This window comes from uncultured Pseudacidovorax sp. (assembly GCF_913773995.1).
Classification (GTDB): domain Bacteria; phylum Pseudomonadota; class Gammaproteobacteria; order Burkholderiales; family Burkholderiaceae_C; genus Xenophilus.
Map to the genome: position 1 here is coordinate 115627 of NZ_CAJYES010000245.1, position 15289 is coordinate 130915.

At 70.1% G+C, this 15289-nt stretch carries 12 protein-coding genes; 4 read left to right on the forward strand and 8 right to left on the reverse strand.

All coding sequences use genetic code 11. From position 1 onward, the window contains the following. Nucleotides 1-14: 14 nt before the first annotated feature. The 3 genes from QZ772_RS23460 to bamE all read right to left on the reverse strand — a co-directional run bounded on the left by QZ772_RS23460 (nucleotide 15) and on the right by bamE (nucleotide 2243). On the reverse strand, nucleotides 15-716 hold the full coding sequence (locus QZ772_RS23460) for a MotA/TolQ/ExbB proton channel family protein (RefSeq protein WP_295531841.1): 702 nt from the start codon (nucleotides 714-716) through the stop codon (nucleotides 15-17). A gap of 38 nt (nucleotides 717-754) precedes the next feature. Then, nucleotides 755-1594, reverse strand: coding sequence for a 4-hydroxy-tetrahydrodipicolinate reductase (gene dapB, locus QZ772_RS23465; protein ID WP_295531844.1), 840 nt, complete (start codon nucleotides 1592-1594; stop codon nucleotides 755-757). Nucleotides 1595-1688: 94 nt separating this feature from the next. Then, nucleotides 1689-2243, reverse strand: coding sequence for an outer membrane protein assembly factor BamE (gene bamE / locus QZ772_RS23470; protein ID WP_295531847.1), 555 nt, complete (start codon nucleotides 2241-2243; stop codon nucleotides 1689-1691). Nucleotides 2244-2359: 116 nt separating this feature from the next. Here bamE and fur point away from each other — a divergent pair, with 116 nt between their 5' ends. Then, on the forward strand, nucleotides 2360-2776 hold the full coding sequence (gene fur / locus QZ772_RS23475; RefSeq protein ID WP_295531850.1) for a ferric iron uptake transcriptional regulator: 417 nt from the start codon (nucleotides 2360-2362) through the stop codon (nucleotides 2774-2776). 21 nt (nucleotides 2777-2797) lie between these two features. Here the strand turns inward: fur and hprK are convergent, their stop codons facing one another. From hprK to QZ772_RS23495, 4 genes are all read right to left on the reverse strand, one after another. Further along, complete coding sequence (gene hprK / locus QZ772_RS23480) at nucleotides 2798-3751, reverse strand: HPr(Ser) kinase/phosphatase (protein WP_295531853.1); 954 nt, start codon at nucleotides 3749-3751, stop codon at nucleotides 2798-2800. Between the two features lie 94 nt (nucleotides 3752-3845). Then, entirely contained in the window at nucleotides 3846-4313 is a 468-nt protein-coding gene (locus QZ772_RS23485; RefSeq protein WP_295531855.1) for a PTS sugar transporter subunit IIA, read from the reverse strand. A 144-nt stretch (nucleotides 4314-4457) separates the two neighbouring features. Further along, the gene (raiA, locus tag QZ772_RS23490; RefSeq protein ID WP_295531857.1) at nucleotides 4458-4787 is read right to left on the reverse strand and encodes a ribosome-associated translation inhibitor RaiA; all 330 of its coding nucleotides are present in this window, start codon (nucleotides 4785-4787) and stop codon (nucleotides 4458-4460) included. A 254-nt stretch (nucleotides 4788-5041) separates the two neighbouring features. Beyond that, the gene (locus tag QZ772_RS23495) at nucleotides 5042-7162 is read right to left on the reverse strand and encodes an ATP-dependent helicase (protein ID WP_295531860.1); all 2121 of its coding nucleotides are present in this window, start codon (nucleotides 7160-7162) and stop codon (nucleotides 5042-5044) included. Nucleotides 7163-7411: 249 nt separating this feature from the next. Between QZ772_RS23495 and corA the strand changes: the two genes are divergently transcribed. Further along, nucleotides 7412-8398: a magnesium/cobalt transporter CorA gene (corA, locus tag QZ772_RS23500; protein ID WP_294366359.1), complete on the forward strand. Its 987-nt coding sequence runs from the start codon at nucleotides 7412-7414 to the stop codon at nucleotides 8396-8398. Nucleotides 8399-8528: 130 nt separating this feature from the next. Here the strand turns inward: corA and QZ772_RS23505 are convergent, their stop codons facing one another. Next, nucleotides 8529-9605 carry a homocysteine S-methyltransferase family protein gene (locus tag QZ772_RS23505; protein ID WP_295531864.1) on the reverse strand — a complete coding sequence of 359 codons (1077 nt, stop codon included), beginning with the start codon at nucleotides 9603-9605 and terminating at the stop codon, nucleotides 8529-8531. A 181-nt stretch (nucleotides 9606-9786) separates the two neighbouring features. On the opposite strand from QZ772_RS23505, the gene QZ772_RS23510 reads away from it, so the two are divergent. Together QZ772_RS23510 and recC are read left to right on the forward strand one after the other, a co-directional pair. Further along, nucleotides 9787-11190, forward strand: a complete 1404-nt coding sequence (locus tag QZ772_RS23510; protein WP_295531869.1) for a diguanylate cyclase — start codon at nucleotides 9787-9789, stop codon at nucleotides 11188-11190. 104 nt (nucleotides 11191-11294) lie between these two features. Continuing rightward, the gene (recC, locus tag QZ772_RS23515; RefSeq protein ID WP_295531872.1) at nucleotides 11295-15002 is read left to right on the forward strand and encodes an exodeoxyribonuclease V subunit gamma; all 3708 of its coding nucleotides are present in this window, start codon (nucleotides 11295-11297) and stop codon (nucleotides 15000-15002) included. Nucleotides 15003-15289: the final 287 nt, after the last annotated feature.

Genomic DNA, 15289 nt, shown 5'->3' on the forward strand with positions numbered 1-15289 from the left:
CGGCAGAGTGGCGATCAGGCGGTCACCGGCATCGGCCGCGCCGGGGGAAGCGGCGCCGTCGCAGGCTCGGGCGCGAACACGGCCAGCAGGTCGTGCGCGAAGCCTTCTAGCTCGGCCTCCATGTGGCCGATGATGCGGCCGAAGACGTTGTAGGCCGCCACCGCCGGCAAGGCCACGGCCAGGCCGAAGGCGGTCATGATCAGCGCCTCGCCCACCGGCCCGGCCACCTTGTCGATGGTGAAGCCACCCGCCTGGCCGGCGATGCTGACCAGCGCGCCGTGGATGCCCCACACCGTGCCGAGCAGGCCGACGAAGGGGGCGGTGGCGCCGATGGTGGCCAGCAGGATCTGCCCCGCCTGCAGCTGGCGCAGCACGGCCTGCAGCGCATCGCGCAGCGCCCGGGTGAGCGGTGCCTGCGGCTTGCCCAGGGCCTGCAGCGTCTCGGACACGGTGCGCGCAGGCAACGACTGCACCGCCTGCGCCAGCGGCAGCACATGGCGGCGCGGGTCGAGTCCTGCGAGACGGGCCATGCCCTCGCCCACGTCCGGTGCCTGCCAGAAGAGCGCCACCGCACGGGCCAGCCGGCCGGCGCCGCCGCGCAGCACCCACGCCTTCCACAGCAGCGTGACCCAGCTCGCCACCGACATCAGCAGCAGCAGCAGGGCCACACCGCGGCCGACGGCGTCGGCCTGGTCCAGCAGCGAAAGGGCACCCATCGTCTGCTCGCGCGGTCGCGTCGGAGGGGATGGCGCGCTCAGCGCAGGCCGAGCACGTCGAACATGTCGAACAGGCCGGCCTTCTGGCCAGCCAGGAAGCGCACCGCGCGCAGGCTGCCCTGGGCATAACCGGCGCGGCTGCTGGACTTGTGCGAGATCTCGATGCGCTCGCCGGTGCCGGCGAACAGTACCGTGTGGTCGCCCACGATGTCGCCGCCGCGGATGGTGGCGAAGCCGATGGTGGAGGGGTCGCGCTCGCCGGTGACGCCTTCGCGGGCATAGACGGCGCAGTCCTTCAGGTCGCGGCCCAGCGCGTCGGCGATGACCTCGCCCATCTTGAGCGCGGTGCCCGAGGGCGCATCCACCTTGTGGCGATGGTGGGCCTCGATGACCTCGATGTCGTAGCCGGTGGACAGCGCCTTGGCGGCCATCTCCAGCAGCTTGAAGGTGACGTTGACGCCCACGCTCATGTTGGGCGCCATGACGATGGCGATGTCCTTGGCGATCTCGGCGATCTCGGCCTTCTGCGCATCGCTGAAGCCGGTGGTGCCGATCACGGCCTGCACGCCCAGCTCGCGGCAGACGGCCAGGTGGGCCATCGTGCCTTCGGGGCGGGTGAAGTCGATCAGCACCTGCGCACCGCCGAGGCCGGCGCGCAGGTCGGCCGTCACAGCCACACCCGAGGCGAAGCCAAGGAAGGCGCCTGCGTCGCTGCCCAGCGTGGGGCTGCCTTCACGGTCCAGCGCGCCAGCCAGTTGGCAGTCGTCCGCGGCGCGCACCGCCTCGATCAGCATGTGCCCCATGCGCCCGGAGGCGCCGGCCACGGCGATGCGGTGGGAGACGGAAGACGGAGAGGAGGCGGCGGGAGCGGCGGTCATGCGCGTTCGCTTTCGGTGCGGAGGGGCGTAAACAACAAAGGCCGCCGGTCCGGCCGCGTTGCGACGGCGGCGACCGGCGGCCTTAAGAGAAGGCTCAGCGGGTTTCGAGCGGCGGGTAGCTCGGCGGCAGCGGCTGGGTGCTGCGCGGCAGGTCCTGCGTAGGCGACGCGGACACGGACGGTTTGAATTTTTTGAGTTCGTCTTCCGAGGCCTGCAGCTCGGGCACCTTGCCGCTGCGCTTGCGGGTGTCCAGGGCGGCGACGAATTCCTCTTCGGAGGGCATGGTGTCGCCTTCGAAACGCGCGAGCGTGTCTCCGTTGAAGAACACCGTCAGGCGGCGTTGCTGCGGCTCGACGCCCTGGCGGCGGATGGTGAAGACGTAGTCCCAGCGGTTGGCATGGAAGACGTCGGTGAGCAAGGGTGTGCCCAGGATCTCTCGCACCTGCTGGCGCGACATGCCGGCCTTGAGGGCGTCCACCTGCTCCTTGGAGACGAAGTTGCCCTGCACCACTTCGACCTTGTAGGGCGTGATCGCATTGAGGGCGCCGCGCATGCGCTCACCGGTGCTGCTGCAGCCGGCGATGCCGACGCCGACCAGCAGGACGGCCGCCAGACGAAAGCCGCTTGGGCGGGGAAGTTGTCCAGGCATAGGGAAAAAGCGTGGCGATATGATCCGGGCATTGTAGCGGCCGGCCTCTGCCAGGGCGGCTCCGACCCACAGGCTGCGCGGGCATGCCACCCGCCGCGCCAACGCCGGATTCCACCATGAGCAACATCGAAGAACTCAAGAGCACCGGCCTCAAAGCCACCCTTCCGCGCCTGAAGATCCTGGAGATCTTCCAGACCGGCGGCCAGCGCCACATGACGGCCGAAGACGTGTTCCGCGTGCTGCTGAACGAGCGCTCCGATATCGGCCTGGCCACCGTGTACCGCGTGCTGACCCAGTTCGAGCAGGCTGGCATCCTGGAGCGCAGCCACTTCGAGAGCGGCAAGGCCGTCTACGAGCTCAACGAGGGCACGCACCACGACCACCTGGTGTGCACCGTCTGCGGCAAGGTCGAGGAGTTCTACGACGCCGAGATCGAGCGCCGCCAGCAGATGATCGCCAAGGACAAGGGCTGGGTCCTTCAGGACCATGCCATGTCGCTCTACGGTGTCTGCAACGACTGCAAGAACCGATAACGCCCCCGGCTGCTTCGCAACTCACGCGCCACCGTTCTCCATCGCCTTGTGGTGGCGGGCGACGAAATCGGCATAGGTGTCGATACCGCGCAGTTGCAGGATGGAGTTGCGCACGGCGGCCTCGACCAGCACGGCGATGTTGCGGCCGGCGACCACCTGGATGACCACCTTGCGGATCGGCACGCCCAGCACGTCCTGGGTGAGCGGCTCCGCCGGCAGGCGCTCGTAGTCGCGCTCGAAGGAGTCGCGGCGCACCAGGTGCACGATGAGCTTGAGCCGCATCTTCCGGCGCACGGCCGTCTCGCCGAAGATGGCCTTGATGTCCAGCAGGCCGATGCCGCGCACCTCCAGCAGGTTCTGCAGCAGGTCGGGGCAGCGGCCCTCGATGGTGGCTTGGTTGATGCGGAAGAGGTCCACCGCGTCGTCGGCCACCAGGCCGTTGCCGCGCGAGATCAGCTCCAGGCCCAGCTCGCTTTTGCCCAAGCCCGACTCGCCCGTGATCATCACGCCCATACCCAGGATGTCCATGAACACGCCGTGCATCGAGGTGCGCTCGGCGAAGTGCTTGGACAGGTAGGCCCGCAGCACGTCGATGACGAAGGCCGAGGATTCGCGGGTGGCGAAGAGCGGCAGTTGCGCCCGCTCGCAGATGGACAGCAGTTCGTCCGGCGCGGCCTGGCCATCGGCCAGCACCAGCATGGGCGGCTCCAGCGTGACGATGCGGGCCACGCGCCGGGCACAATCCTCGGGCGTGCCGCGGGTGAGATATGCGACCTCGCGCGCACCCATGATCTGCACGCGGTAGGGATGGATGTAGTTGAGGTAGCCGACCAGGTCGGCGGCCGACCGGGCGTTGCTGATGACTTCGGGGTCGAACTGCCGCTCCGAGGCGCCGAGTCCCGCCAGCCACTCCCAGCGCAGGGAGCCGCGGAAATCCTCGAACATCGCATCGGCACTGATGACGGTGGGCTTCATGCGGCCATTGTCCACAGAGGCGCACCGCCATCGGCGCACCCGTGCGACGTCATGGGAAAGCGGGAAAGGGCGCGAGTCCCCGCGCGTACGCCCGTCAGACCACCTGGGCCGAGCGCCAGCCGGCGATCAGGGCATGCAGCTCGCCCGCGTCGGAACTGGTCTTGATCTTCTCGCGCAGGGGCGCGTCGCTCAGCATCTCGGCGATCTCGGAGAGGATCTCCAGATGCTTCTGCGTCGCCGTCTCGGGCACCAGCAGGAAAATGAGCAATGCCACCGGTTGCTCGTCCGGCGCGTCGAAGCCGATGGGATGGGCCAGCTGGAAAACCGCCGCCATCGGCGACTTCAGGCCCTTGATGCGGCCGTGCGGGATGGCCACGCCGTGGCCCAGGCCGGTGGAACCGAGACGCTCGCGCGCGAACAGGCTGTCGGTGATGAGCGCGCGGCCGAGGCCGTGCAGGTTCTCGAACAGCAGGCCCGCTTCCTCGAAAGCACGCTTCTTGCTGGTGGCGTCCACGCTCACGAGCACTTGAGCGGACGGCAGGATGGATGCGAGTCGGTTCATGGTGGGGGGCGAATCGGGGCGCGATTATGCACCCGGGCTAACCCTTGTACCAGACATGGAAAAGCCGCCCACAGGCGGCTTTTCAAGAGGATTTGCCCCGAGCAGACGCCCGGCGGCAGGTGCAGGCATGTCGCCTGCGGGACATCACATCAGCCGCTTGGGCGAGGGATGTCCGTGGTCCTGGAGACGGTCCTTGTGGCGGACGACCTGGCGGTCGAGCTTGTCCATGAGTTCGTCCACCGCCGCATACAGGTCGGCATGGCTGGACTCGGCGAACATGTCGTTGCCCTTCACGTGGATGTTGCATTCGGCGCGTTGCCGGCGTTCCTTTTCCTTCTGCTTCTCCACGGTGAGGATCACCTTGACATCCACCACGCGGTCGAAATGCCGCGTGATGCGGTCGAGCTTGGTGGTGACGTAGTTGCGCAGCGAAGGCGTGACGTCGAGGTGATGGCCGCTGATCGTCAAATTCATGAAAAAACCTCCTGGAATTGACGGTTGGGGAAATGGCCGGTTCTTCGATGGAAGGCGCCGGCCGGCGGAACTCAAACGGGTGCGCGAGGCAATGCGGAATGTCGGCGGGAGCGGTCTGGCGGTGTGGGAGGAAGGCGCGTCGGTGCGTTGAATTCACTATGCGCGCGGCGTCATCGAATTGCAATGGAGGAATGCTTGAGCCGCGTCAGAAGATGGTCGCGGCGCTGCATCTTCGATAGCGCGGCGGCCCGCATTCAAGAGCCCGGACGCCAGGCGGCGCGCAGGCGCTGGCGCAGGTCCAAGACCTCGGGCGGGACAGGGGCATGGGGCACGACGGGCGGTGGCGGCGGCCAGGTCACGCGGTCGAAATGGTGCAGGTCCGCATCGGGGATGAAGCGGGTGCGGCCGGCGTACAGATGCCGGTCGCCGAAGCGCGATTGCTGCGTCACATGGAAGCGCTGCGGCACCAGCAGGTGCAGGTGCTCGCGGGCGCGGGTCATGGCGACGTAGAGCAGGCGCCGCTCCTCCTCCAGCTCGTGCGCCCCCTGCGCCACATCGGCCGGCATGCAGCCGTCGACCACGTTCAGCACATGCACCGAATTCCATTCCTGGCCCTTGGCGGAATGGATGGTCGAGAGGATGAGGTAGTCCTCATCCAGCAGCGGCGGACCGGGCCGGTCACTGGTGGCGTCCGGCGGGTCGAGGGTCAGCTCGGTCAGGAAGCGCTCGCGCGACGCGTAGCCGCGGGCCAGTTCGGCCAGCTGCTGCAGATCGCCCAGTCGCAGCGGCGCGGCCTCGTAAAGCCGCTCAAGGTGCGGCGCGTACCAGTCGATGGCAGTGGCGAGTTCCTGCGGCCAGCCCTCGCTGCCGGCCTTGAGCGCCTGCCAGGCGCGGGCGAAGTCCTGCCAGGCCTCGCGCACCATGGGCGGCGCGACGAAGGCGGCCAGCGCGGCGGCCGGGTCGGCGGCCGCCTGCATGGTGTCCATCAGCCGGCCGGCGGTGGCGGGACCGACGCCGGGAATCAGCTGCACCGTGCGGAAGCCCGCCAGCCGGCTGCGCGGGTTGTGCACGAAGCGCATCAGCGCCAGCAGGTCCTTGACGTGCGCCGCCTCCAGGAATTTGAGGCCGCCGAACTTCACGAAAGGGATGTTGCGGCGCACCAGTTCCAGCTCCAGCGCGGCGCTGTGGCTGGCCGTGCGGAACAGCACCGCCTGCCGCTTGAGCGCCAAACCACCTTCGCGGTGGGCCAGCACGCGGTCGGCCACCCAGGTGGCCTGGTGGGCATCGTCCGGCACCAGCACTAGCTGCGGACGGCCGGCGCTGGGACGGTCGGTCCAGAGGCGCTTGGCATGGCGCTCCTGCGCATGGTCCATGACGGCATTGGCAGCGTCGAGGATGGGCGGCGTGCTGCGGTAGTTGCGCTCCAGCATGAGCACGCGTGCGGGCGGGTCGAAGGCGGCCGGAAAGTCGAGGATGTTGCGCACCGTCGCGCCGCGGAAGCCGTAGATGGCCTGGGCATCGTCGCCCACCGCCGTGACGCCGCGGCCGTCGGGCTTGAGGCGGCGCAGGATCTCGTCCTGCAGCCGATTGGTGTCCTGGTACTCGTCCACCAGCACATGATCGAAGCGGGCGCTCACCTGTGCGGCAAGGCTCGGCTCTTCCATCATCGTGGCCCAGGCGAGCAGCAGGTCGTCGAAGTCCAGCGCGTTCTGCTGGGCCTTGGCGTCCACATAGTCGGCGAACAGCGCGGTGAGCTGTTCCTGCCATTCGGCGCACCAGGTGAAGGACTGGCGCAGCACCTCTGCCAGCGGCAGCCGGGTGTTGACCACGCGCGAGTAGATGGCCAAGCAAGTGCCCTTGAGGGGAAAGCGCCGGGCCGTCTGCGACAGGCCGCGGGCGTGACGCACCCAGCCCATCAGGTCCTCGGCATCGCCGCGGTCGTGGACGGTGAAGTCCGGGTCCAGCCCAAGCTGGGCCGCATGGTCCCGCAGCAGCCGGGCGCCGACGCCGTGGAAGGTGCCGGCCCAGGGCAGCGCCGGCAGGCTGCCTTCGGCCAGGCCCAGCACGCGGGCGGCGACCAGGCCGGCGCGGCGGGTCAGCTCCTGCGCCGCGCGGCGCGAGAAGGTCAGCAGCAGGATGCGCTGCGAGTCGGCGCCCGCCGCCAGCAGGTGAGCGACGCGGTGGGCCAGGGTGCTGGTCTTGCCGGCGCCGGCTCCCGCGATGACCAGCAGCGGCCCGCCGGGCGCCGCGCGCTCGCCGACGCCGTGCAGGACGGCCGCCCGCTGCTCGTCGTTGAGCCCGGCCAGGGCCGCTTCCAGGCGCCCGGCCACGGTGTCGGCGGCGCCCGTCGACGCTTCGTTCACAAGGGTGGACATGAAGCCACAAATGTACTGGATGCCCATCCAGATCGGGGCATTCCACGCCCTGCTGCGGTGCATAATCGCGCCCGCTGCTTTACCGGAGTACCGACCTTGGACACCTCCCCGTCTCGGCAGCTTTCAGCTCCCTTCTGACCTTCGCGTCGCGCGTGCCGGCCGGTGCGCGGGTGGCGGGCTGAAAGCGCCCCCTACCCCCCAACCGCCGCCTCTCGTCCCGCAACGCCTTCGCTTTCAGGGGAGCACGCCATGCTCAACATCTTCACGCTCGCCAACGGCCGCCTCGTCCAGGAGGAAATCGAGTCGCTGGAGGAGCTGTCCCGCTTCCAGCCGATCTGGGTCGACCTGGAGTCGCCCAGCCCGGACGAGAAGCGCTGGGTCAAGCAGTACTACGGCCTGTCCATTCCCGAGGACGTGACCGACGAGGACATCGAGGAATCGGCACGCTTCTACGAAGAGGACAACGGCGACCTGCATGTGCGCAGCGACTTCTTGATCGCCGACGCCGACGAGCCGCGCAGCGTGCGCGTGGCCTTCATCCTCAACCAGCACAACGCCGAACTGAAGAGCCGCGGCGTGCTGTTCTCGATCCACGACGAGGACGTGCCCGTCTTCCGCCTGCTGCGCATGCGCGCCCGCCGGGCACCGGGGCTGATCGAGGACGCCAAGGAGGTGCTGCTCAAGCTCTTCGACGCCGACGCCGAGTACTCGGCCGACACGCTCGAAGGCATCTACGACGAGCTCGAAGCCGCCGGCAACCTGGTGCTCAAGGGCAACGTGAGCGACGAGATCGCGGGCGAGGTGCTGGGCCTGATCGCCCGCCAGGAAGACCTGAACGGCCGCATCCGCCGCAACGTGATGGACACCCGCCGCGCCGTGAGCTTCATGATGCGCAGCCGCATGCTCAACGCCGACCAGTTCGAGGAGGCCCGGCAGATCCTGCGCGACATCGAGTCGCTGGACAGCCACACCGCCTTCCTGTTCGACAAGATCAACTTCCTGATGGACGCCACGGTCGGCTTCATCAACATCAACCAGAACAAGATCATCAAGATCTTCTCGGTGGCCAGCGTGGCGCTGCTGCCGCCGACGCTGATCGCCAGCATCTACGGCATGAACTTCAAGTTCATGCCGGAGCTGGAGTGGAGCCTGGGGTATCCGTACGTGCTGCTGCTGATGGCAGCCAGCGCCGTCGGGCCGATGCTCTATTTCCGTAAAAGAGGCTGGTTGAAGTAGGCCCACCCCCGTGGCGCCTGCGGTGCCTCCCCCACAAGGGGGCGCACGCAGCGGCCTGGCAAAGCCGGTTCCGCGGGTGCTCCCGCGTGGCCTGCTCCGCGGCCCGATGTCGGGATGTCCGGGCAGGCGCTCAGGCGGCTTCCCGATAGAAGCGCGCGCCCTGCACGCCGCGCGGGGTCACGGGGCCCACGGCGGCGCCGATGGCGGCGATGTGGTCGGGGGTGGTGCCGCAGCAGCCGCCGACGATGTTGACTAGGCCCTCGGCCGCGAATTCGTGCACCAGGCGCGAGGTGACGTCGGGCGTTTCGTCGAAGCCGGTCTCGCTCATGGGGTTGGGCAGGCCCGCGTTGGGGTAGCAGCTGATGAAGGTGTCGGTCGCCACGCGGTTGAGCTCCTGCACGTAGGGCCGCATCAGCGCGGCGCCCAGGGCGCAGTTCAGGCCCACGGCCAGGGGACGCGCATGGCGCACGCTGTGCCAGAAGGCGGTGACGGTCTGGCCGCTCAGGATGCGGCCCGAGGCGTCGGTGACGGTGCCGCTGATGATGATCGGCAGGCATTCGCCGCTGGCCGCAAAGTACTCGTCGATGGCGAAGAGCGCGGCCTTGGCGTTGAGGGTGTCGAAGATGGTCTCGACCAGCAGCACGTCCGACCCGGCTTCCACCAGCGCAGCGGTCTGCGCGTAGTAGGCGGCGCGCAGCGTCTCGAAGTCGATGTTGCGTGCGCCCGGGTCGTTCACGTCGGGGCTGATGCTGGCGGTGCGCGGCGTCGGGCCCAGGGCGCCGGCCACAAAACGCGGCTTGTCCGGCGTGCTGAACTTGTCGCAGGCCTCGCGCGCCAGCCAGGCGCTGGCCAGGTTCATCTCGCGCGCCAGGTCGGCCATGTCGTAGTCCTCCTGCGCGATGGTGGTGGCGCCGAAGGTGTTGGTCTCGATCAGGTCGGCGCCGGCCGCCAGGTAGCCCTCGTGGATGTCGCGGATGACGTCGGGGCGGGTGAGGGACAGCAGCTCGTTGTTGCCCTTCACGTCCTTGTGGAAGTCCTTGAAGCGGTCGCCCACGGCGCCGGGGCCGCTGTAGCCCTCGCCGCGGTACTGCGCTTCATTGAGCTTGAACCGCTGGATCATGGTGCCCATGGCCCCGTCGAGGATGGCAATGCGCTGGGCCAGGATGGCGGGCAGCTGCTGGGCGCGGGTGTAGGGGGGCAGATTCATGGGGATGATTGTAAAAATCCGGCGCCCCCGGCGACGAACCGATCAGCGCGCCAACTTCTTCACATTCTTATGTGGCTATTTGTTAACTTTTTGTGACATGGATATTCCAGCGCTCTAACACTCGGAGCTTGCAGGGAGGGCTCATCCACGCTGCCCTTTCCCCCCGACCATGCTCTGGCCCATGTCCCGACTCCGCCATTTGCCCCATCCCCCCGCCTGGGCCGGCCTCGCACTGCTGACCTTCCTGGGCTGCATCGTGGGCATCCTTGCCCGGCCGATCGGCTTCCTTTCGGCCTTCTGGCCAGCCAATGCGCTGCTGCTGGGCCTGCTGGTGCGCTACCCGCAGCTCGGCCAGCGGGCGTCGTCCTGGGTCGCGGGCGCCGCCGGCTTCGTGCTGGCCGACCTGTGCACCGGCTCTCCACCCGTTATGGCGCTGTGGCTCAACAGCGCCAACATGTTCGACGTCGCCGTAGGCTGGCTCCTGCTGCGGCGGCTGGACCAGCCGACCCTCCGCTTGCAGCGCACGACCTCGCCGCTGTATCTGCTGCTCGCCGCCACGGCCGCCAGCGCGGCCGGGGCCCTGGTCGGTTGCGGCGCAGGGCCGGCGTACTTCTCCACGCCATGGGCCGAAATGGCGGCACTGTGGTTCAGCGCCGAGCTGATGAATTACTTGCTGCTGCTGCCCCTGGTCCTGGCCGCCCCGCATGCCGACGATCCGGCGCCAGTAGTGCCTGCGCGCAGACAGTCCAGCGCCTTGAGAGCGGCCCCCCTTGCCGCTCTTCTGGCCGGCGAAGGCATCCGCGCACTGGTCGGCGGACCCGGCGCATTGGTATTCGCCGTACCCGGCCTGCTGTGGTGCGCCATGAACTACCGGATATTCACCACCTCCCTACTGTCAGCCACCATCTGTACATGGACACTGGCCGCGGTGGCGCTGGGCCTCTTCGACCTCAACTTCACGCCCGCCCATGCCGACGAGGTGCTGTCGCTGCGCGTTGGCGTCTCTCTGCTGGCCCTGGGCCCCCTTGCCGTGGCCTGCGCCAACGCGGCGGGGGCCGAGACGCTGCGCCGCCTCGACCATGCCGTGCGGCACGACGGCCTGACCGGGGCACTTGCTCGCCACGCCCTGATGGAGCACGGCGAGCGCGGCCTGGAGCGCGCCCGGGCCGATGGCGCCGGCATGGCCGTGTTGATGATCGATGCGGATCACTTCAAGCAGATCAACGACCGCCATGGCCACCATGTGGGTGACGAGGTGCTGCGTGCCCTCACCCGCGTGACCGCCGCAGCCCTGCGTCCACAGGACCGTCTGGGCCGCATCGGCGGCGAGGAATTCGCCGTGGTGCTGCCCAGCGTGTCGCCCCCGGAGGCTGAGGCCATCGCGGAGCGCCTGCGTTCCCAGGTCGCAGCCGAGGCGCTGGCGTTCGATGCACAGGGCCAAAGCCTCTACGCCACACTGAGCATTGGCGTGGCGCACACGGCCCGGATGGATGACTCGGTGGACATGGGCCGGCTGCTGCGCGCCGCGGACGCCGCGCTGTACCGCGCCAAGGCCGACGGCCGCAACCGGACCGCATTGGCCTGAAAAGGCGCGCGCCCTCGAGCTGCGCGCCCCACCCGGACAAACGCGCACCCGCCACCGGGTCGCGGCGGATGGTGATACTCACGAGCCTCCCGTCCGCCCGCCCGATGTCCGCTCACGCCTCCTCGCCCCCCCTGCAGCCCGGCCTGATGGTCCTGCACGGCAACCGGCCGGAGGACCTGCGACAGCTGCTCGTGGCCTGGCTGGCGCGGCATCCGCTGGCGCCGCTGGAGGACGAGGTGGTGCTGGTGCAGAGCAACGGCATCGCGCAGTGGCTCAAGCTGGCGCTGGCGGCCGATCCGGCGCGCGGCGGGCTGGGCATCACGGCGGCCTTCGACGTGCAGCTGCCCGCGCAGTTTCTGTGGCGGGCCTACCGCGCGGTGCTGGGCGCGGGCACCGTGCCCGAGCGCTCGCCGCTCGACGAGGCGCCGCTCGCCTGGCGGCTGATGCGCCTGCTGCCCGCGCTCACCGCCCGCGCGGCCGAGACCGACGCCCGCTTCGCACCGCTCGCCCGCTTCCTGGCCCACGACCCCGACCTGCGCAAGTGCCACCAGCTCGCGCTGCGGCTTGCCGATCTGTTCGACCAGTACCAGGTCTACCGCGCCGACTGGCTGCAGGACTGGGCCGCCGGGCACGACCAGCTGCAGACGCTGCGCGGCGGCACCCGCCCGCTGCCCGAGGACCAGCACTGGCAGGCCCGCCTGTGGCGCGCCCTGCTCGACGATCTGGACGGCCGCGCACCGGCTGATGCGACGCAGGGCCTGGCGGGCAGCCGCGCCGGCGTGCACCAGCGCTTCATCGACGCCCTGGCCGCGCACGAGGGCCCGCCGCCCATCGGCCTGCCGCGGCGGGTGATCGTCTTCGGCATCTCCGCCCTGCCCGCGCAGACGCTGCAGGCGCTGGCCGCCCTGGCCCGGCATGCGCAGGTGATGCTCTTCGTGCACAACCCCTGCCGCCACCACTGGACCGACATCGTGGCCGACCAGGACCTGCTGCGCGGCGCCTACCGCCGCCAGGCGCGCCGCCCCGGCATGCCGGCCGTGCTGGACGAGGCCGCGCTGCACCAGCATGCCCATCCGCTGCTGGCCGCCTGGGGCAAGCAGGGCCGGGACTACCTGCACCTGATTGACGGCTTCGACGAACCCGACCGCTACCGCGGCGCCTGGGCCGGCATCGGCGGCGGGCGCATCGACCTCTTCAGCGACGACGCGCCGCCCGCGCACAGCCTGCTGCGCCAGCTGCAGGACGACATCCTGGAATTGCGCCCGCTGGCCGAGACGCGCGAGCGCTGGCCCGCCGTCGACCCCGCACGCGACGCTTCGCTGCGCTTCCACACCGCCCATTCGCCGCAGCGCGAGGTGGAGGTGCTGCACGACCAGCTGCTGGCCCGCTTCGATGCCGACCCTACGCTGCAGCCGCGCGACGTGATCGTGATGCTGCCGGACGTGGATGCCTACGCGCCCCACATCGAGGCCGTCTTCGGCCGGCTGACGCGCAGCGACCCACGGCACATTCCCTTCACCGTCGCCGACCAGGGCCAGCGCGGGCGCGAGCCGCTGCTGGTGGCCCTCGAAGCGCTGCTGGCCCTGCCCGACAGCCGCTTCGCCGCCAGCGACGTGCTGGACCTGCTCGAAGTGCAGGCCGTGCGCGAGCGCTTCGGCCTGACGGAAGACGCCCTGCCCGTGCTCAAACGCTGGATCGAGGGCGCTGGCGTGCGCTGGGGCCTGGATGCCGATCAGCGCGCGCAGCAGGGCCTGGGCGCCGCGGGCGAGGCCAACAGCTGGCGCTTCGGCCTGCAGCGCATGCTGCTGGGCTATGCCGCCGGCGACGGCGAGGCCTTCGACGGCATCGCGCCCTTCGACGAGGTGGGCGGGCTGGACGCTGCAGCCCTCGGCCCGCTCGCGGCGCTGCTGCGCGCGATGGAGGTCACGCTGGACACGCTGTCGCAGGATGACACGCCCACCGTCTGGGCCGAACGCCTGCGCGCGCTGCTGCAGCGCTTCTTCGCGCCGGTCACGCCGCGCGAGCAGGTGCGCGTGCAGGAACTGCTGCAGGGTCTGGACCGCTGGCTGGACGACTGCGCCGCCGCCGGCTTCGACGGGAAGCTGCCGCTGTCGGTGGTGCGCGAGACCTGGCTCGGCCAGCTGGGCAGCGGCGGGCTGGCCCAGCGCTTCCTCTCGGGCGGCGTCAGCTTCTGCACGCTGATGCCGATGCGGGCCATTCCCTTCCGCGTGGTCTGCCTGCTGGGCATGAACGACGGCGACTTCCCGCGCCCGGTCATGCGGGCCGACTTCGACCTGATGCGGGACGATTGGCGCCCCGGCGACCGTTCGCGCCGCGACGACGACCGCTACCTGTTGCTGGAGGCGCTGCTCTCCGCGCGCGAGCAGCTCTACCTGAGCTGGGTGGGCCGCGACGTGCGCGACCACAGCGCCCGCGCACCCAGCGTGCTGGTGGGCCAGTTGCGCGACCACCTCGCCGCCGGCTGGCACCTGGCCGGCCGCGAGGACGACCGCGACGCGGTGCTGGCCGCATTGACCACCGAGCATCCGCTGCAGCCCTTCAGTCCGCGCTACTTCGCGCCCGAGGCGCCACGCGCGCCCGCCGTGGACGGCCTCTACACCTATGGCCGCGAATGGCAGGCGGCTCATTCCGCGCAACCGCCCGACCGCGACGATCAGTCCCTACCGCCCTGGCAGCCCGAGGAGCCCATCGCCCTGCGCCCGCTGGAGGACTTCCTCGCCCAACCCATCGAGGCCTTCTTCGCCCAGCGCCTGCATGTGCGCTTCGGCCCCGGCGCCGACGGCAGCGAGGATGCACTGGACGACGAGCTCTTCGCCCTGGGCGGCCTGGACAACTGGGCGCTGGAGCAGCAGCTGCGCCAGACCCTGCAGCCCTGGTGCGACGACCAGCCCAGCCCGGCCGCCGCACGCGCGGCGCTGGGTTCGACGCTGGCGCAGCAGGTCGACCGGCTGGCGAGCGAAGGCCGGTTGCCGCTGCAGGCCTTCGGCACCCTGGCCGGCCAGGGCCTGCAGCAGCGCGTGGCCCGCACCTTCGAGCATTACCTCAAGGCCTGCGAGGCCTGGCCCGAGGCCGAGGCCGAGCCGGTGCTGCTGCACTGGCGGCATGCGGACAGCGGGGTAGCGATCGAAGACGCACTGCCGCCGCGGCGGCTGCCGGCTGGCAGCGCGTCGCGCGGCGGACGCGATGACAGCAGCGAAGTCGGTGGTGGCAGCAAATCGACTGGCTACGCCGATGCCGCGTTGGATGCTGCGCGTGCAAATGCTCAGGCGGACTCGGGGGCTTCCGAGCCCGCCCGCCTCGTGCTGGCCCAGGGCCGCCTGCACAAGGGCAAGGAACTCGCCTGGCACCACGTGGTCCGCCACTGGCCTGCCCACCTGGCGCTCAACTGGGCCGCCGGGCCCACGCGCACCGTGCTGGTCAGTGAGTCGGGCACGCTGGTGCTGCCGGCGCTGACGCGCGCCGATGCGAATGAGGCGCTGGGCCAGCTCGTCGAGGCCTGGCTCACCGGCCTGCGCCAGCCACTGCCGCTGGCCTGCCGCACCGGCTTCGCCGCGCTGGCCGAGGACATGGCCGGCCATGCCGCGCGCATGGCCTACGACGGCGGCATGCAGCGCCGGGGGGAATGCGAGCGGCCCGCCCTGGCCCGCGCCTATCCCGACTTCGCCGCCCTCGCCGCCGCCCGCACCGACGACGGCCGCGACCTGTTCGACTGGGCCCGGGCGCTGTACGGCCCCTTGTGGCGCAGCGTGCCCGCCGCCCGCCGCGGCGCCACGAGCGAGGCCGAGGCGTGAGAGGCGTGAGAGGCGTGAGAGCCGTGAGAGCCGTGAGAGCCGTGAGAGCCGTGAGAGCCGTGAGAGCCGTGAGAGCCGTGAGAGCTGCGAGAGCTGTGAGAGCTGTGAGCATGACCGCCAGCCCCTCCAAACCCGTTCGCCCTGAGCCTGTCGAAGGGCAGAACGGCGCGCATGTCCGAATCGGGCAAGGGCTTCGACAAGCTCAGCCCGAACGGTTGGATGCTCAGCCCGAACGGTTGGAAGCCAGGACCGAGCGGTCTTCGGCGATTCAAGACGCAGGGGCGGCT